This is a genomic window from Kitasatospora sp. NPDC096077 (assembly GCF_040303245.1).
GTDB lineage: Bacteria > Actinomycetota > Actinomycetes > Streptomycetales > Streptomycetaceae > Kitasatospora.
In genome coordinates this window covers 14,988-34,238 of the sequence record NZ_JBEOSV010000058.1, presented here as the reverse complement: position 1 = coordinate 34,238, position 19,251 = coordinate 14,988, and the positions used below count along the sequence as shown (strand labels likewise).

The window sequence follows — 19,251 nt, the reverse complement described above, 5'->3', positions numbered from 1 at the left end:
AGTGACGTAAGGACAGATCCGTGATCCCGGTTTCGTTTGCGCAGCAGCGCCTGTGGCTGGTCGACCAGATCGAGGGGCCCGGCCCGCTCTACAACCTGCCGTTCGCCCTGCGACTGCACGGCGAACTGGACCGGGGCGCCCTGCGGGAGGCGGCCGTGGACGTGGTCACCCGGCACGAGGCCCTGCGGACGGTCTTCCCGGCCGCCGCGGGGGTCCCCGAGCCCCGGGTGGTACCGGTGGGCACCGCGGCCGCGGATCTCGTCCTCGACGTCGTCGACTGCACCGCCGACCCGGCGGGCTACCCCGCCCTGCTCGACTCGGCGTCCGCCCGGGCCTTCGACCTGAGCGGCGAACTCCCCGTCCGGATCACCCTGTTCGAGCTCGGCGAGCGCGAGCACGTGCTGCTGGTGGTGCTGCACCACATCGCCGGCGACGGCTGGTCGCAGGGCCCGTTCCTGCGCGACCTCGCCACCGCGTACACCGCCCGCCGCGCGGGCGAGGCGCCCGGCTGGGCGCCGCTGCCGGTGCAGTACGCCGACTACGCGCTCTGGCAGCGCGAAGTCCTCGGCGAGGACAGCGACCCCGAGAGCCTGCTGTCGCAGCAACTCGCCCACTGGAAGGAGGTCCTGGCCGGCAGCCCCGAGGAGCTGACGCTGCCCTTCGACCGCCCCCGGCCGCACACTCTGAGCGCCCGGGCCGACGCGCTGCCGTTCCGGATCGAACCCGAACTGCACGCCGCGCTGGCGGAGTTGGCGCGTTCGCAGCGGGTCACGCTGTTCATGGTGCTGCAGGCGTCGCTGGCCGCGGTGCTGACCAGGTTCGGGGCCGGGACGGACGTGCCGGTCGGGTCGGTGACGGCGGGGCGTTCCGACGAGGCGCTGGACGACCTGGTCGGGTTCTTCGTCAACACGCTGGTGCTGCGCACCGACACCTCGGGGGACCCGCGGTTCGCCGAACTGCTGTCCCGGGTCCGGGAGGTGCAGCTGGACGCCCACTCCCACGAGGACGTGCCCTTCGACCGTCTGGTCGAGGAGCTCAACCCGGCCCGCTCCACGGCCCGGCACCCGCTGTTCCAGGTGATGTTCGTCCTGCAGAACAACGAGGAGGCCCGCCTCGACCTGCCCGGGCTGACCGCGGACGGCGAGCCGCTCGGGATCAGGGTCGCCAAGTTCGACCTCAACATCGGCATGACCGAGGCCCTCACGGCGGACGGCGCCCCGAACGGGCTCACCGGCTCCGTCGAGTACTCCGTCGACCTGTTCGACCGGTCGACGGTGGAGCGGTTGGCGGCGGCTCTGGTGCGGTTGCTGGGGGAGGTGGCGGCGGATCCGGGGGTGCGGATCGGTGCCGTGGACCTGCTGGGTGGGGTGGAGCGGGAGCGGTTGCTGGTGGGGTGGAACGACACCGCGCGGGGGGTGCCGGCGGTGTCGCTGCCGGCGGCGTTCGCGGCGCAGGTGGCCCGGACGCCGGATGCGGTGGCCGTGGTCTCGGACGAAGTGTCCTACTCCTACCGGGAGTTGGACCGTCTCTCGGAGCGGCTGGCCCGGCGGCTGGTGGGGTTGGGCGTGGAGGCGGAGTCGCCGGTGGCGATGCTGCTGGAGCGGTCGGTGGACGTGGTGGTGGCCACGCTGGCGGTCGTGCGGGCGGGCGGGGTGTATGTGCCGTTGCACGCGACGCTGCCGCCGGAGCGGCTGGCCTGGGTGCTGGCCGAGACCGGTGCGGGGGTGCTGCTGACGGACCGTACCGAGCTGGGCTTCGAGTCCGGCGTGCAGGTGGTCCGGCCCTCGGACGCCCTCGCCGACGACGGGTCCGCGCTTCTTCCGTCAGTGCACCCGGAGCAGCTCGCCTACGTGATGTACACCTCCGGCTCGACCGGCCTGCCCAAGGGCGTCGCGATCACCCACCACGACGTCGTCACCCTCGCCACCGACCACCGCTGGACCGAGCACCACCGGCGCATCCTGCTGCACTCCCCGCACGCCTTCGACGCCGCTACCTACGAGCTGTGGGTGCCGCTGCTGTCCGGCGGCGCGGTCGTCGTCGCCCCGCCCGGCGACCTCGACCCGGCCCGCCTGCGCGCGGTGGTCGAGCGCCACGGCGTCACCGCCCTCTGGCTCACCAAGGGCCTGTTCGACCTGGTCGCCGAGGAGGCACCGGAGACCTTCGCCGGGCTGCGTGCGGTCACCACCGGCGGTGACGCCGCCGCCCCGGCGATGGTCCGCCGGGTCCTCGACGCCTGCCCGGAGGTGACGCTCGGCAACGGCTACGGCCCCACCGAGACCACCACCTTCGCCGCCTTCCACCGCATCACCACCGCCGACACCGCGGGCCGGGTGCCGATCGGTGCCCCGTTGGACGACACCCGGGTGTACGTGCTGGACGGGCGGTTGGAGCCCGTCCCGGTGGGCGTGCCGGGCGAGTTGTACGTGGCCGGCACCGGCCAGGCCCGCGGCTACCTCAACCGCCCCGCCCTGACCGCCGAGCGCTTCGTCGCCTGCCCGTTCGCGGCCGGCGAGCGGATGTACCGCACCGGCGACCTGGTGCGCCGCAGGGAGGACGGCCTGCTGGAGTACCTGGGCCGCACCGACGACCAGGTGAAGATCCGCGGCTTCCGGATCGAACTCGGCGAGGTCGAGGCCGTCCTCGGCCGCCACCCCGGCGTCGGCCAGGTCGTCGTCGTGGTGCGCACCGAGGACGGCGACAAGCGCCTGGTCGCCTACTGCACCCCCGATCACTACACCCCCGACCACCGCACCCCCGACCACTGCGCCCCCGACGGCCAACGGCCGGACCTGGCGGCCGAGCTGCGCGCCCACGCGGGGGACCGGCTGCCCGGCTACATGGTCCCGCACGTCATGGTGGTCGACACCCTGCCGCTGAACGCCAACGGCAAGGTCGACCGCCGAGCGCTGCCCGAGCCGCCCCTGGTCACCGAGGGCCGCGGCCGCGCCCCGCGCACCCCGCAGGAACAGATCCTCTGCTCCCTGTTCGCCGGCGTCTTCGGCCGCGACTCGATCACCGTCGACGACGACTTCTTCGTCCTCGGTGGCCACTCCCTGCTGGCCAGCCGCCTGGTCACCCGGATCCGCACCGTCCTGGGCGCCGAGGTCACCATCCCGGACCTCTTCCAGGCCCCCACCGTCGCCGAGCTCGCCCAACGGCTCGCCACCCCCTCGGCCCGGCCCGCCCTGCGCCGCGCCGACCGCCCGGAGCGGCTGCCGCTCTCCTCCGCCCAGCAGCGGCTCTGGTTCATCGGCCAGCTCGAAGGCCCCAGCCCGATGCACAACATCTCGCTGGCCCTGCGGCTGCGCGGCCCACTGGACGCCGGGGCCCTCGACCGCGCCCTGCACGACGTGGTGCTGCGCCACGAGGCGCTGCGCACCGTCGTCCGCCCGGTCGCCGGCGAGCCGTACCAGCAGGTGCTGGACGCCCCGGCCGGTCCGCTGCTCACCGTCGGCGAGCGCACCGTCGCCGAGGCCGCCGGCCACGTCTTCGACCTGGCCGCCGACGTGCCGCTGCACGCCTACCTGATCCCGCGGGGCACCGAGGACCACGTCCTGGTCCTGGTCGTGCACCACATCGCCGGGGACGGCGCCTCGCTGAGCCCGCTCTTCGACGACCTCGCCACCGCCTACCGCGCCCGGCTGGCCGGCGGCGCCCCCGGGTGGGCCGCGCTGCCGGTCCAGTACGCCGACTACACCCTCTGGCAGCGCGACCTGCTCGGCGACGCCGCCGACCCGGACAGTCTGCTCTCCCGTCAGCTCGGCTTCTGGCGCCAGGCCCTGGCAGGTCTGCCGGACGAACTGGCGCTGCCCACCGACCGGCCGCACCCCGCCGTCGCCTCCTACCGGGGCGGGAGCGTCCCGGTCGAACTGGACCCCGAGCTGTACGAGCGGCTGACGGTGCTGGCGCGCACCCACCACGTCACCCCGTTCATGCTGTTCCAGGCCGCGTTCGCCGCGGTGCTCGGCCGCTTCGGCGCCGGCGAGGACATCCCGCTCGGCGCACCCGTCGAGGGCCGCGCGGACGACGCCCTCGGCGGCCTGGTCGGCTTCTTCGCCAACACCCTGGTGCTGCGCGTCGACCTGTCCGGCCGCCCCGGTTTCGCGGAGCTGCTGGCCCGGGTCCGGGCCGCCAGCCTGGCCGCCTACGCCCACCAGGACGTCCCCTTCGAGCGCCTGGTCGAGGAGCTCAACCCGGCCCGCGCGACCGGCCGCCACCCGCTCTTCCAGGCGATGCTGGCGTTCAACAACACCACCGGCGCCACCCTCGAATTCCCCGGCGTGAGCGCGGAGTTCGAGCCCACCGAGTTCTCCTCCACGGCCTTCGACCTGACCCTCAACCTGGCCGAGCGGCACGGTGCCGACGGACGGCCGACCGGGGTCGGCGGCGTCCTGGAGTACGCGGCCGACCTGTTCGACCCGGAGACCGCCCGGGACCTCGCCGCCGCCCTGGTCCGGCTGCTGGCCGGCGTCGCCGCCGACCCGGAGCGCCCGGTGGCGACCGTCGAGATCCTCGACGAGGCCCAGCGGCGCCGCGTCCTGGAGGACTGGAACGACACCGCGGCCCCGGTCACCCCCGCCACCCTGCCCGCCCTGCTCGCGGCGCAGGCCGCCCGCACCCCCGGGCACCCCGCCGTGGTCTGCGGCGACGAGCGGCTCGACCACGCCGAACTGGACGCCCGCGCCAACCGGCTGGCCCGGCTGCTGCTGGGCCTGGGCGCCGGCCCGGAGCGCACCGTCGCCCTGGTCATGGAGCGCTCGCTCGGCCTGGTGGTCTCGCTGCTCGCCGTCCTCAAGACCGGCGCGGCCTACCTGCCGGTCGACCCCGAGTACCCGGCCGACCGGATCGGCCACATGCTGTCCGACGCCGCCCCGGCCATGGTGCTCACCACCGGTGCGAGCGGCGCGGCCGTCCCGGCCGGCACCGCCGGGGTGCTGCGCTACGAGGACCTCGACCTGTCCGCCCACTCCGCCGCGCCGGTCACCGACGCGGACCGCCCGGCCCCGCTGCTGCCCGCCCACCCCGCGTACGTGATCTACACCTCCGGCTCGACCGGCAAGCCCAAGGGCGTGGCCGTGCCGCACCTGGGCATCGTCAACCGGCTGGCCTGGATGCAGCACGAGTACCGCCTCACCGCGGCCGACCGGGTGCTCCAGAAGACGCCGTTCGGCTTCGACGTCTCCGTCTGGGAGTTCTTCTGGCCGCTGCTGGAGGGCGCCACCATGGTGCTCGCCCGCCCCGGCGGCCACCGCGACCCGGCCTACCTGGCGGAACTGATCCGGCGCGAGCGGATCACCGTCACCCACTTCGTGCCGTCGATGCTCCAGGTCTTCGTGCAGGAGCCCGCGGCGGCCGACTGCACCGGGCTGCGCGCGGTGTTCTGCAGCGGCGAGGCCCTGCCCGCCGACCTGCGGGACCGCTTCCTCGCCCTGCTCGACGTGCCGCTGCACAACCTCTACGGGCCCACCGAGGCCTCCGTCGACGTCACCGCCTGGCCGTGCCGGCACGACACCGACAACCCGCACGTGCCGATCGGCCGGCCGGTGTGGAACACCCGGGTCCACGTCCTGGACGCGGACCTGCGCCCGGTGCCCCCGGGCGTGCCCGGCGACCTCTATCTCGCGGGCGACCAGCTGGCCCGCGGCTACCTGAACCGCCCCGGGCTGACCGCCGAGCGCTTCGTCGCCGACCCGTACGGCCCGGCCGGCAGCCGGATGTACCGCACCGGCGACGTGGCCCGCTGGGGCCGGGACGGCGCGCTGCTCTTCCTCGGCCGCGCCGACGACCAGGTGAAGATCCGCGGCCTGCGGGTCGAACTCGGCGAGATCGAGAACACCCTGGCCGGTCACCCGCTGGTCGCGCACGCCGTCGTGGTGCTGCGCGAGGACACTCCCGGGGACCAGCGCCTGGTCGGGTACGTGGTGCCGCAGGACGGCGGGGACGGCGGGGACGGCGGCGGGGACGACGCCGTGGACACCGCCGCGCTGCGCGCCCACCTGGCCGCCCGGCTGCCCGAGTACATGGTGCCGGCCGCCCTGGTGGTCATCGACGCGCTGCCGGTGACCCCCAACGGCAAGCTCGACCGCAGGGCGCTGCCGCGGCCCGTGCTCCCCGCCCGGGGCGCCGGCCGTCCGCCGCGCGACCTGCGGGAGGAACTGCTCTGCGGGCTCTTCGCCGAGGTCCTCGGGCTGGATCCGGTCGCGGTCTCGGTCGACGACGGCTTCTTCGACCTCGGCGGGCACTCGCTGCTCGCCACCCGGCTGATCAGCCGCATCAGGACGGTGCTCGGGGCGGAACTGGAGCTGCGCGAGGTCTTCGACGCGCCCACCGTGGCCCAGCTCGCGGCCCGGCTGGACACCGCGGCCGGCGGCCGCACCGCGCTCGCCGCCCGCCCGCGCCCGGACACCCTGCCGCTCTCCTTCGCCCAGCAGCGGATGTGGCTGCTGGACCGGATCCAGGGCCCGAGCGCCCAGTACAACCTGCCGTTCGCGCTGCGGCTGCACGGCCGGCTCGACCGTGCGGCGCTGCGGGCCGCGCTCACCGACGTGGTGGTCCGGCACGAGAGCCTGCGCACCGTGGTCGGCGAGACCGACGGAGTGCCGTGCCAGCAGGTCCGCCCGGCCGAGGGCGTCCGGCTGCGGCTCGACGTGCTGGAGTGCCTGGCGGCGGACCTGGCCGGGGTGCTGGCCGCGGCCGCCTGGCGGCCCTTCGACCTGGCCGGTGAACTGCCCCTGCGCGCCAGCCTGTTCGAGCTCGGCGAGCGCGAGCACGTGCTGCTGGTGGTGCTGCACCACATCGCCGGCGACGGCTGGTCGATGGCGCCGCTGCTGCGCGACCTCACGGCCGCCTACGCGGCCCGGTGCGCGGGGGAGGCGCCCGACTGGGCGCCGCTGCCGGTGCAGTACGCCGACTACGCGCTCTGGCAGCGCGACCTGCTCGGCGCCGAGGACGACCCGGACAGCCTGGCCGCCCGTCAGCTCGCCCACTGGAAGCAGACCCTGGCCGGCAGCCCCGAGGAGCTGACGCTGCCCTACGCCCAGGCGCGCCCCGCCACCGGAGGGGACCGGCGCGCCGAACGCGTCACCCTCGCCCTGGACACCGAACTCCACGCTGCGCTGGCGGAGTTGGCGCGTTCGCAGCGGGTCACGCTGTTCATGGTGCTGCAGGCGGCGCTGGCCGCGCTGCTGACCAGGTTCGGGGCCGGGACGGATGTCCCGGTCGGGTCGGTGACGGCGGGGCGTTCCGACGAGGCGCTGGACGACCTGGTCGGGTTCTTCGTCAACACCCTGGTGCTGCGCACCGACACCTCGGGGGACCCGCGGTTCGCCGAACTGCTGTCCCGGGTACGGGAGGTGCAGCTGAACGCCCACTCCCACGAGGACGTGCCCTTCGACCGTCTGGTCGAGGAGCTCAACCCGGCCCGCTCGATGACCAGGCACCCGCTGTTCCAGGTCATGCTGACCCTGCAGAACAACGAGGAGGCCGAGCTGCGGCTCGCCGGACTCACCGCCGTGCCCGAGCCGCTCGGCGTCCGCTCCGCCAAGTTCGACCTCAACCTGATCATGGCGGAGTCCTTCACCGAGGAGGGCGCCCCCGACGGACTCGACGGCGCGCTGGACTTCGCCGTCGACCTGTTCGACCGGTCGACGGTGGAGCGGTTGGCGGCGGGTCTGGTGCGGTTGCTGGGGGAGGTGGCGGCGGATCCGGGGGTGCGGATCGGGGCGGTGGACCTGCTGGGTGGGGTGGAGCGGGAGCGGTTGCTGGTGGGGTGGAACGCCACCGCGCGGGGGGTGCCGGCGGTGTCGCTGCCGGCGGCGTTCGCGGCGCAGGTGGCCCGGACGCCGGATGCGGTGGCCGTGGTCTCGGACGAAGTGTCCTACACCTACCGGGAGTTGGACCGTCTCTCGGGGCGGCTGGCCCGGCGGCTGGTGGGGCTGGGGGTGGGGGCGGAGTCGCCGGTGGCGATGCTGCTGGAGCGGTCGGTGGACGTGGTGGTGGCCACGCTGGCGGTCGTGCGGGCGGGCGGGGTGTATGTGCCGCTGCACGCGACGCTGCCGCCGGAGCGGCTGGCCTGGGTGCTGGCCGAGACCGGTGCGGGGGTGCTGCTGACGGACCGTACGGAGCTGGGCTTCGACACCGGCGTGCGGGTGGTCCGGCCCTCCGACACCCTCGCCGACGACGGGTCCGCGCTTCCGGCGGTGCACCCGGAGCAGCTCGCCTACGTGATGTACACCTCCGGCTCGACCGGCCTGCCCAAGGGCGTCGCGATCACCCACCACGACGTGGCCGCCTTCGCCACCGACCACCGCTGGACCGGGGAGCAGCCCGACCGGATGCTGCTGCACTCCCCGCACGCCTTCGACGCGGCCACCTACGAGCTGTGGGTGCCGCTGCTGTCCGGCGGCGCGGTCGTCGTCGCCCCGCCCGGCGACCTCGACCCGGCCCGCCTGCGCGCCGCCGTGGAACGGCACCGGGTGACCTCGCTCTTCCTCACCAAGGGCCTGTTCGACCTGGTCGCCGAGGAGGCGCCGGAGACCTTCGCCGACCTGCGGGTCCTCGCCACCGGCGGTGACACCGCGTCGGCCGCCACCATGCGGCGCGTGCTGGAACGCCACCCCCGGCTGTCGGTCCGCAACCTGTACGGCCCGACCGAGATCACCACGGCCGCCACCGCGCACGCCGTCACCCTTCCCGACCTCGGCACCGGCCGGGTGCCGATCGGTGCCCCGTTGGACGACACCCGGGTGTACGTGCTGGACGGCCGGTTGGAGCCCGTCCCGGTGGGCGTGCCGGGCGAGTTGTACGTGGCCGGCACCGGCCAGGCCCGCGGCTACCTGGGCCGCCCGGCCCTGACCGCCGAGCGCTTCGTCGCCTGCCCGTTCGCGGCCGGTGAGCGGATGTACCGCACCGGTGACCTGGTGCGCCGCCGGGAGGACGGCCTGCTGGAGTACCTGGGCCGCACCGACGACCAGGTGAAGATCCGCGGCTTCCGGATCGAACTCGGCGAGGTCGAGGCCGCACTGACCCGCCACCCCGGGGTGGCTCAGGCCGTGGTGGTGGCCCACCAGGACCGGCTGGTCGGCTACGCGACCGGCGGCGCCGACGGCGCCGAGGTCCGCGCCTTCGTCGCCGGGCTGCTGCCCGCCTACATGGTCCCGGCGACCGTGATGACGATCGACGCGCTGCCGCTGAACGCCAACGGCAAGCTCGACCGCAAGGCCCTGCCGCAGCCCCGGTTCGGCGGCACGGCCGGCCGCCTGCCGCGCACCCCGCGCGAGGAACTGCTCTGCGGACTCTTCGCCGAGGCCCTCGGACTGGACACGGTCTCGGTCGACGACGGCTTCTTCGACCTCGGCGGCCACTCGCTGCTGGCGACCAGGCTGCTCAGCCGGGTGCGGGCGGTGCTCGGCGCCGACCTCGGCATCCGCACGCTCTTCGAGTGCCCCACGCCGGCCGGACTGGCCGCCCGGCTGGAAGCCGACGCGGAACGCCCGCAGGACGCGCTCGACGTGCTGCTGCCGCTGCGCACCGGCGGCGCCGCCGCCCCGCTGTTCTGCGTGCACCCGGCCGCCGGCATCAGCTGGGTCTACTCCGGTCTGCTGCGCCACCTGGAGGCCGCCCACCCGGTGTACGGCCTCCAGGCCCCCGGCCTGCGGGCCGAGACGCCCGACAGTGTCGACGCGATGGCCGCGCACTACCTGCGCGAGGTCCGCGCCGTCCAGCCGTCCGGGCCGTACCACCTGCTCGGCTGGTCCTTCGGCGCGGTCGTCGCCCACGCGATGGCGGTCCGGCTCCGCGCGGAGGGAGCGGAGGTCGGCTCGCTGACCCTGGTCGACGGCTACCCGACGGCGGAGATCGCCGGGTTCCTGGCCGAGCCCGACCCGGCCGAGCCCGACCCGGCCGAGCCTCGGGACGACTGGGCGGACCTGCTCGCCTCGCTCGGCCTGGACGCCACCGGGCAGGAGGCGCTGGCGGCGATGCTCGGACCGGCCGCGTCGGCGCTGCCCGAGGTCTTCGCCGACCACCAGGCGCTGCAGCGGGCCCACACCCCCGGAGTCTTCGACGGCGACGCGCTGTTCGTCGGCGCCACCCTCGACAAGCCGACCGGCTGGCCCTACGAGAGCGCCTGGCGCTCCCACGTCACCGGGCAGCTCGACCACCTGCGCCTGCCCTGCACCCACGGCGCGCTGACCCGGCCGGGTCCGCTCGCCGAGTACGCCGAGGCCGTGGCCAAGCGGCTGTCCGCCCCGGACGCCCCTCCTGCCCCGGCCGTCGTCCCGGACGCCCCGGCGTCCACCCCGATGTCCACCCCGATCGAGGGAGAGCGGCGATGACCGCCACCAGCGCACCGGCGGCCGCGCCGGAGCAGACCGCACCCGCCCCCGCACCCGACCGTGGCCGCTGGGGCCTGTGGGCCGAACCCCGCTTCCGCAGGCTGTGGTTGGGGGAGACCACCAGCGGCCTCGGCACCGCCGTCGGCCATGTCTCGCTCTCCCTGGTCGCGGTGGTCCTCCTGGACGCCTCCCCGCTGATGATGGGCGTGATCACCGCGGCGGCCTGGCTGCCCTGGCTGCTGATCGGCCTGCCGGCCGGTGCCTGGGTGGACCGCTGGCGCCGCCGCCGGGTGATGCTGGTGTGCGACGTGGCGCTCGCGCTGCTGTTCGGCAGTGTGCCGGTGGCGGCCTGGTGCGGCGTGCTGACGGTCACCCAGGTGGTGCTGGTCGCCCTGCTGTCCGGCGCGGCCAAGGTCTTCTTCACCACCGCGTACGGGGCGCTGCTGCCCTCCGTGGTGGAGGCCCCCGACCTGATGGAGGCCAACGGCAAGCTGCGCGGCGGCGAGTCGGCGGTCGACGTCGCCGGGCCCGGCGTGGCCGGCCTGGTCGCCCAGGCCTTCGGCGCCGCCACCGGCCTGCTCCTGGACTCGGTCTCCTACCTGGTCTCGCTGTTCTGCCTGAGCCGCCTGGAGGTGCGGGAGGAACCGCCCGCACCGGCGGCGCGGCGCGCGCTCGGCCGGGAGATCGCCGAGGGGGTGCGGTTCGTCGTGGGCGACCGCTACCTGCGCACCCTCGCCTGTTTCAGCATGCTGGCCAACCTCGCCCTGAACGGGATCCAGGCCGTGCAGACGGTCTTCCTGGTCCGCGAGGTCGGCCTGTCGCCGGGCGCCGTCGGCGCCGTGTTCGCGGTGGTCAGCGTCGGCGGGCTGGCCGGTGCGGCCGTCGCGGCCCGGATCGCCCGCCGCCTGGGCACCGCGCACGGCCTGCTGGCGTGCATGCTGACGGTCGCCCCGCTGATCTTCCTGCTGCCCTTCTCCGGGCGGCAACTGCCGGTCGCGGTGGGCGCGCTGGCCTGGGGCGTCGCCGTGTGCGGGGTGGTCGCGGGCAACGTCATCTCGGGCACCTTCTCGCAGACCTACTGCCCGCCCGCGCTGCTCGGCCGGGTGCGGGCCAGCACCTCGACCATCGGCTACGGGGCGATCCCGGTCGGCGCGCTGCTCGGCGGCTTCCTGGGCGACGCCCTCGGGGCACGGCCCACCATCTGGATCATGGCGGGGGTGCTGCTGGCCGCCGGCCTGCTCCTGCTCGCGAGCCCGGTGCGCACCGCCCGCGACCTGCCCGGCCCGCGCCGCGACTGACCGGCCCCCTCCCGTACCCCCCCTCCGCCGACCGCGGGTCGACCCGTCACCGAATCGAGAGTTGCGCCATGACCCAGACCCAGACCCAGACCCAGACCCAGACCCAGACCCAGCCCCGGACCCAGAGCCAGCCCCGGACCGTCAGAACCCGTACGCCCCGGGCCCGCCACTACCTGATGTGCCGGCCCACCCACTTCGACGTCACCTACGCCATCAACCCGTGGATGGACCCCAGCAAGCCGGTGGACGCCGGACTCGCCGTCGCCCAGTGGGAACAGCTCCGGGCGCTCCACCAGGAGCTCGGCCACACCGTCGAGTTGATCGAGCCGCTGCCGGACTGCCCGGACATGGTGTACGCGGCGAACGGGGCGACGATCGTCGACGGCAAGGTCCTCGGGGTGAGGTTCCGCAACGCCGAGCGCGCGGCCGAGGGGCCGGCCTACCTGGAGTGGTTCCGCGCCAACGGCTACCAGGAGGTGCACGACCCGGTCCACGTCAACGAGGGCGAGGGCGACTTCCTCGTCACCCGCAGCCGCCTGCTGGCCGGCACCGGGTTCCGCAGCACCCCCGAGAGCCACGCCGAGGCCCAGGAGTTCTTCGGACGGCCGGTGATCAGCCTGGAGCTGGTCGACCCGCGCTTCTACCACCTGGACACCGCGCTGGCGGTGCTCGACGGCGACGAGATCATGTACTACCCGGAGGCGTTCTCCGCGGGCAGCCGGGCGGTGCTGGAGCGGCTGTTCCCCGACGCGGTCCGGGTGACCGAGGGCGACGCCGCGGTGTTCGCCCTCAACGTGGTCAGCGACGGCTACCACGTGATCCTGCCCGAGGCCGCCACCGGGGTCGCCGAGCAGCTGCGCGCCCGCGGCTTCCGGCCGATCGGGCTGGACCTGTCCGAACTGCTCAAGGGCGGCGGCAGCGCCAAGTGCTGCACGCTGGAGATCCGCCCCCGCCCGGCCGGCGCCTGACCACCGCGCCGCCCCGCCCCGCCGCAGGCCACCGACGACCGGACTACGAGGCCCAGATGCCCGCAACCCTGCTCGACAGCGCCACGGCCGCCGCCACCGGCAGCGCAACCGGCGTACCCGTCCGCCGCCCCCGGCCGGTCCCGCCCGGCCCGCTGTCCGCCGACCTGTACCGTCCGCACCAGCTGCCCGACGTCTGGCAGTTGGCCGTCAGCGAGCACCGGGCGGTGATCGGCGACGCCCACCAGGTGCTGGACGCGGCCGAGCGCCGGCGCCACGCGGAACTGCGGATCGCCGCCGAGCGCGACCGGTACGCCGCCGCCCACCTGGGCCTGCGCCGACTGCTCGGCGCCTACCTCGCCGTGGACCCGGCCGAGGTGGTGCTGGACCGCGAACCCTGCCCGCTCTGCGCGGGCCCGCACGGCCGCCCGGCCGTACCGGGGGCCGACCTGCACTTCTCGCTCTCGCACAGCGGGGACCTGGTGCTGTTCGCCTTCGGGCCGACCCCGGTCGGGGTGGACGTGGAACTGCTCCCGGAGCCGGAGGTCGCCGACGAACTCGCGGACTCCCTGCACCCGGGGGAGACCGCCGAACTGGCGCGGCTCGCGGCCCCGGCGGACCGGCTGGCCGCGTTCGGCCGCTGCTGGTGCCGCAAGGAGGCGTACCTCAAGGGCATCGGCACCGGCCTCGGGGTCGATCCCGCCCTCGCCTACGTCGGGACCGGCGAGCGCCCGACCGGCCTGCCCGGATGGACCCTGGCCGACCTCGCGGTGCCCCCGGGGTACGCGGCGGCCGTCGCGTACGCCGCACCCCGGTCGGCGCGGCCACCGGACGGTCAGGGACCCTCGGACGGTCAGGGACCCTCGGACACCGGTCCGTTCGACGTACCGGCCGGCTCGGAGATCAGGAATTTATCGCCCGCATATCACCCGCTGTTTCCATGAACCGACGAACCTGTCGGCAGCGACCCAGGAGAGGAACGGCCGAGGATGACGACCGAGGAGCTCACCCACCCCCCGACCGAGGCGGGGGTCCGGGCAGCCTTCGCCGCCGTGCTGGGTGGCGCCGAGGTCCACGGTGAGGAGTTGCTCGCCCGGGCGGCGGCCGATCCGGTGCTCGCCGCGGCGGCGGTCCGCGGCGACCTCCCCGGGACGGCCCGCGACCCCCAGCAGGAGCGTCTGGACGCCGTGCTGACCGCGCTCGCCGCGCTCGCCGCCGACCGGCTGCGCCCCACCGGGCCCCGCGGCGCGCCCGCCGTCTGGGGCATGGACCTGCTGACGGGCGGACTCCGCCGCATCCCGCTCGGCGACGTCCCCGCGGTCGGCCGGCCCCCGGTCGGGGCGGCGGCCGGCCTCACCTGGCTCGGGGCCCTGGAGGAGGGCCTGGCCCAGCAGTGCGAGGCGCTGCTCGCGGAGCGGCTCGCCGCCCCGGGCGTCCGGGTCCCCCGGGCGGACCTGGAGCCGCGCTGCGACGGCGGGTGCCATCCGGCCGACTGCACGGCCTGCGCGGTCGGGCCGCTGCGTCAGTGCGGTGTCCCGGTCGGGCACGACCTGTCGCACCTGCTCGCCGTCCACGCCTGCGCGCTGCGGCTCGACCCGTTCCCGGGCACCGTGATCGCCACCGGCACCACCCGCGCGGAGGCCGTCCACCGGGCCGCCGACCGCCTGCTCCGACGCGACGGCCGGACCGCGCCCGACGTCCGGCCGGACCAGGAGCTCCCGGCCGGCGTCCGGCCTTCTCCGGAGGCGCCCCGCTCGCGCCCCTTCGACGCCCTGCGCGCCCAGGGCCACGCCCCGGCCGCCATCCTGCTCGACCAGGACCCGCGGGCCGTCGCCGTCCTGCCCTACCTGGTCCACGTGGTGCTGCCCCGCTAGAAGATCACCGGAGATCCTTCAGGTCCCGGTCGCACCGTCGGGGAGCGGCTGCCTGGCGCCTCCACCGGACCTGCGGCCCCGCCTTGGAAGGGCTCTTCGAATCGACCCCACCCGGTTCTCCGTCATCCTCGCCGGCCTGGCGTGATCCTTCGGGGGTCGGTCAGACGCCGTAGTGGATGTATGCGGCCCATCGGGTCGGCACCGCCGGTGCCCGGTCCCGCTGGCGGCGGGTTGCCCGGTGGAGCGCCTCGGCGACGGCGTCGAGGACGGGCGGTGACGTGCCGTTGCCGGTGAGGACGGCGTAGACGTCGTGTGCGACGGCGGCGGCGGTCTGATCGGTGATCGGCCAGAGCGTCCCGATGACGTTGCGGTAGCCGGCCAGCTGGAAGGCGGCGGTGAGCTGGGTGGACTCGTCCACCTGGAGCGGGTTGACGTCGGTGGTGCTGCAGGCGGACAGGTACGCCAACTCGGCCGATTCCAGCTGTAGTTCGGTGATGTCGTGCAGGGTCAACGGGCGGGTGAGGTGGTCGTGCAGGATCAGCCGGCTGTGGGCGGGATCGCTCCGGTTGGCGATGCCGTGGCAGGCGAGGTGGACGATGCCGTGGCGCCGGAGGGCTTCGATCACGGAGTCGTGGTCGGTTTCGGTGCCCGGAGAGGGAAGAACGGCGACGTCCGGAATGAGCGCGCCCACGGCTTGGGCTTCGAGCAGCGCGGAGTCGATCGGCGGACTCTCGGGCGCGTCCGGTACCGCGACCACGACGGCTGACGGGGACTCCTCAGGTGGCCGCCTGCGGGCATGGGCAAGCGCCCGGATGCTCGGTGTGTACGAGCTGACCACGCGGTCCATCACCGAGTCGACCCGGGGCGAGGCCGCGTGACGGCCGGCGGCGTGGAGCGGCAGGAAGGCGAGCGCTCCGACAGGGCACCACCAGATCCGCGGCCAGGGTCCGTCCGCGGCGGGCGCGGTGGTGTGGCCGAGGTGCGACAGCACCGGCTCGGTGATGTTGTCCCACATCCACCCGAGGACGTCGAGCACGTGACGTTGCGCGACCCGGCGCTCCTGGGCCGGGCGGCTGCGGTCGACGGCCGTGCCCCGGGCCGTACGGAAGGCGTCCACCTTCGCGACGACCCTGTCCGCCGTGACCTCCGGGGGGAGCGCGAGTGCGTGGACACCGTTGCCGGGTTCGTCGCGCACGATCAGCGCGTGGCCCTGCTGCTCGTGGACCGTGAGGTACACGACGGGGCCGTACCCGGCTTGCTCGCACAGCTCGTCGATGGGCGGTGGTTGGAGGAAGCGTTCCAGGCCGTCGCGTTGCCGTATGCGGTCCAGTAGCCGGCTCCATCGCTGGTTGAGGTGGTCGCGGGTAGTGGCGAGCCTGCTCAGCCGGGCTCCGAGCTCATCCGTCGAGAAGGTGCCTCCGAGCGCCGTCGCCTCGTGGTCGAGGGCGTTGACGGCCTGGCGCAGCTCGTCGAACGGCTCGGCCAGGTCGGGCGCGAGGGTGCGCAGTTCGGTGAGGTCGCTGCGGGTTTCGAGCGTGCTGGCCAGGATCAGCCCCCTGGCCTGCTCCAGCAGTTCGACCGCGCGCTCTGGGCGGCCGACCGAGATCGCGGCCGCGGCGGCCGTCGAGGCGAGGCCGTACACGCCGCGTAGCCGGTGTTCACGGTCGGCGCGCTCGACGTCGCGCACGATCAGCTCCGGCAGCAGCGCGACAGCGGTCTCCGCGAGTGCCATCGCCTGATGGCGGTGGCCGGCCAGCAGGGCTGATCGCGCGGCACGCTGCGCCGCCCTGACGCGGACCACCGGCGGGGCGCCGGGGACGCGGGCGGCCGCCGAGTAGACGCTGACGCACTCGCGTGCCGTGGCCGGGTCACCGGTCCGTTCGGCCAGCAGCACGAGCACGTCGCCGAGGTTCGACAGCAGGGTGGCGCGCTCGGGAAGGCCCGGCGGTGCGGCCTCGACGGCGTTCCGGGCGAAACGCTCGGCCTGCGTCAGATCCAGGCCGGTGACCCCCGCTTGGGTCGCGGCCTCCAGCACTCCGGCCAGGTTCGTCAGGACTTTGACACGGTCGGGGTGGTCCGGCGGGGCGGACGCGGCTGCGTCCGATGCGGCGCGTACTGCGCGATCGAGGAACTGCCGGACCCCCGTCCGGTGGTACAGCCCCATCAGCGCGTTGACGAGGCCGGTCAGGCGCTCCACGTACGCGGGGTGGTCGTACGGCGTGGCGTCGCGGGCGTTGTCGGCCGCGCGCACCGCCTCCTGCATCGTCTCCAGGTCGTCGTCGAGCCGGCCGAGGAGGCTGAGGGCCCGGCTCAGAATGGACTGGCCCTGGGCGCGCTCGGGGTCGTTCGGCGCGAACGCCTCGACGGCTTCGCGGCCGAGTCGCACCGCCTCGCTCGCCGTGGCCCGGTCGTGGGTACGGCCGGCGAGTATCGCCAGGAGGTTCGCCAGGTTCATCCGGTACGTCGCGAGGTGCAGGAACGGCGGCTGGAGAGCGTCGATCGCGTCCCGTCCTGCCTCCACCGCCTGTCGTAGGACCGGGAGTTCGCCGGTGCGCAGGTGATCGAGCAGGTGCGTGGTGGCGAGGACGTTCAGCGCTGTCGCGCGATTCGGGTGTCCGGCGGGCAACGCGGCGACCGCGTTCCCGGCGATCTCCAGGGCCTCGGCCAGAGCCTCCGCCTCGCCGCTCAGCTCGTACAGCGCCCGCAGTGCGTTGCCGAGACTCCCGCGGAGTGCGGTGTGGTCCGGGTGGTCGATCGGTGTGACCTGCACCGCCCGCCGACCCACCTCGACCGCCTCCCGGAGGGCGTCCGGGTCGCCGGTCCGCTCGTAGACCAGCCGCAGGGCGACACAGAGCCGGATCCGGTAGCCGGTCCGGCTGCCGCTGCCCGCCGGAAGCGCGTCCAGTGCCGTCCGGAAGGCCGTGGTGGCCGCTTGCAGGTCGGAGACATCCCCCAGCCACTCGTATGCCGTCCGGAGGGTGTCACCGAGGGAGACCAGCAGGATCTCGCGGTCGGGCTCACCGGGGCCCAGGGCGCGCAGCGCGGCTCGGGCGGCCCGGCCCGCATCGCGCAGGTGCGCCGGGGCCGCGGTCAGTTCGAAGAGCTGTGCCAGCAGATGACTGGCGTTGAACTGCCGGGCCAGGAGATCGGGGTCGCCGGGCGGAGTGCCGGCGGCCGCCTCGCGGTAGGCGGTGGCGGACTGCTGAAGCACCGTCACCTCACTGTTCAGCTCGAACAGCCACTGCAGCGCGACGCCGAGGTTGGACAGGCAGCTCGCGCGGTCAGGGTCCTGTCGGGGGACGGCCTCGCTCAGCTGCCGGTAGGCCGTGACGGCGCGCAGGAGGGTCTGCGGATCCTGGGTGCGCTCGTAAGCGAGGAGCAGGTCCAGGGCGCGCTGCTTCATCTCCTTCAGAGTCACGAAACGGCCTCACCGGTGGCTGCGACGGCCTGCTGTGGCATGATCGTAGCGTGCATGACATCCCCCTGGTGATACGTCAAATCGGTATTCTCTGTTCTGAGTTGGCATCGGACGACACCCTCAAGGGGTTGCTCGACGAATCAGGCCTCCCCGAGGACACGTGGGCACGGATCATCATGGCCGTGCGCCGAGGTGAGACGGAGGAACTGACCCCGCTGCTCGAAACGCTCGAAGACGTGGCCGCGGCCGCGGGCCTCGACGGTGTCACCGTGCAGACGCGCGCGTACCAGCCGCTGCCGGCCGCCGCGCCGCTCCTGCGTACGGTCAGCGGCTGGCGCTGTCCACACGTCCGGCCCTGTGAGCGCCTTGAGATCGGGGCCGACCCTCGGATCGAGCGCCGGTGCGAGCTGACCGGCGATCCGCTGACGTGGGCGAGCGTGACCAGCGGGTGAACGGGTTGCTGGACGAGCTGGGCAAGAAGGTCGTCGACCGGTGGCTGACCACGCTGCTCCTGCAAGGTCTGCTCTGGGTGTGCACCGCCGTGCTGGCCTGGCAGCTCGGCTGGGCGCACGCGCTGGACCCGCGTGCGGCCGCTCCGCTGCTCCGCCGACTGGGCGGCGACCATCCCGCTGCACAGAGCGCCGCCGTGGTGGCCGGGATGCTGATCGCCGCCGCGGGCGCGGGCATGACGGCGGCGGGGCTGGCCGCCGTGCTCCGCGGACTCCGGCCGGCGGCGGCGCGGAGCGGGCTTGCCCGGTGGCTTCGCGCCCGCCGGGTCCGACGCTGGGAGCGGGCCGGGGAACGTGCTGAGCGGCTTGAGGCCGAGGCGCTGCGCGCCGCCGTCGGCTCGGTGGCCGTCGGTCCCGAGATCGCCGAGGCGCGGGCCCGCCAGTCCGCCGTCAGCCTGGAGCGGCCCGAGAACGCCACCTGGGTCGGCGACCGGCTGCGGGCCAACGTGATGCGCATCCACCGGGCTTACGGTCTGGATGTGACGCTGATGTGGCCGCGGCTGTGGGTCGTCCTGCCCGAGGCGGTGCGTACCGACATCGCGGCGGCGCAGTCCTCCTACGCGGCAGCGGACGGGCTTGCCGGTTGGGCCGTCCTCTACGCCCTGCTCGGCCTGGTGTGGGGCCCGGCGCTGGTCATCGCCGCCGTCGTCGTGGCCGTGGGCGTGATGCGTGCCCGCTCCGCCGCCGACATGCTCTGCCAGCTGGTCGAGGCCGCCGTCGACCTCTACGGCCCGGCGCTCGCCGAACAGTTGCGCATTCCCTGTGAGGGTGCGCTCACGCCCGCGATCGGTGGCGAGATCGACGCGATCCTGCGCAAGGAGCCTGCGCGGCCCTGACCTGCCGTGCCGGT

8 protein-coding genes are annotated in these 19,251 nt (G+C 74.6%); 7 read left to right on the top strand and 1 reads right to left on the bottom strand.

Translation table 11 applies throughout. The features are described 5' to 3' along the window. Positions 1–20: 20 nt before the first annotated feature. The 5 genes from ABTZ03_RS33650 to ABTZ03_RS33630 all read left to right on the top strand — a co-directional run bounded on the left by ABTZ03_RS33650 (position 21) and on the right by ABTZ03_RS33630 (position 14,474). A complete protein-coding gene (locus ABTZ03_RS33650; RefSeq protein WP_350516944.1) occupies positions 21–10,337 on the top strand; it encodes a non-ribosomal peptide synthetase in 10,317 nt (3,438 codons plus the stop codon). Continuing rightward, on the top strand, positions 10,334–11,635 hold the full coding sequence (locus ABTZ03_RS33645; RefSeq protein WP_350516943.1) for an MFS transporter: 1,302 nt from the start codon (positions 10,334–10,336) through the stop codon (positions 11,633–11,635). Before ABTZ03_RS33650 ends, ABTZ03_RS33645 begins: the two co-directional genes overlap by 4 nt. 176 nt (positions 11,636–11,811) lie before the next feature. Continuing rightward, positions 11,812–12,603 carry a dimethylargininase gene (gene ddaH / locus ABTZ03_RS33640; RefSeq protein WP_502894670.1) on the top strand — a complete coding sequence of 264 codons (792 nt, stop codon included), beginning with the start codon at positions 11,812–11,814 and terminating at the stop codon, positions 12,601–12,603. Positions 12,604–12,659: 56 nt separating this feature from the next. Then, complete coding sequence (locus ABTZ03_RS33635; RefSeq protein ID WP_350516941.1) at positions 12,660–13,544, top strand: 4'-phosphopantetheinyl transferase family protein; 885 nt, start codon at positions 12,660–12,662, stop codon at positions 13,542–13,544. A gap of 45 nt (positions 13,545–13,589) precedes the next feature. After that, entirely contained in the window at positions 13,590–14,474 is an 885-nt protein-coding gene (locus ABTZ03_RS33630) for a hypothetical protein (RefSeq protein ID WP_350516940.1), read from the top strand. A 160-nt stretch (positions 14,475–14,634) separates the two neighbouring features. On the opposite strand, the gene ABTZ03_RS33625 is transcribed toward ABTZ03_RS33630, so the two are convergent. Further along, positions 14,635–17,877, bottom strand: a complete 3,243-nt coding sequence (locus ABTZ03_RS33625; protein WP_350516939.1) for a CHAT domain-containing protein — start codon at positions 17,875–17,877, stop codon at positions 14,635–14,637. 65 nt (positions 17,878–17,942) lie between these two features. On the opposite strand from ABTZ03_RS33625, the gene ABTZ03_RS33620 reads away from it, so the two are divergent. After that, positions 17,943–18,344 carry a hypothetical protein gene (locus ABTZ03_RS33620; RefSeq protein WP_350516938.1) on the top strand — a complete coding sequence of 134 codons (402 nt, stop codon included), beginning with the start codon at positions 17,943–17,945 and terminating at the stop codon, positions 18,342–18,344. After that, positions 18,320–19,237 (top strand): hypothetical protein, encoded by a 918-nt coding sequence (locus ABTZ03_RS33615; protein ID WP_350516937.1) that lies wholly within the window; start codon positions 18,320–18,322, stop codon positions 19,235–19,237. The genes ABTZ03_RS33620 and ABTZ03_RS33615 overlap by 25 nt, the downstream gene beginning before the upstream one ends. The last annotated feature ends 14 nt before the right edge of the window (positions 19,238–19,251 follow it).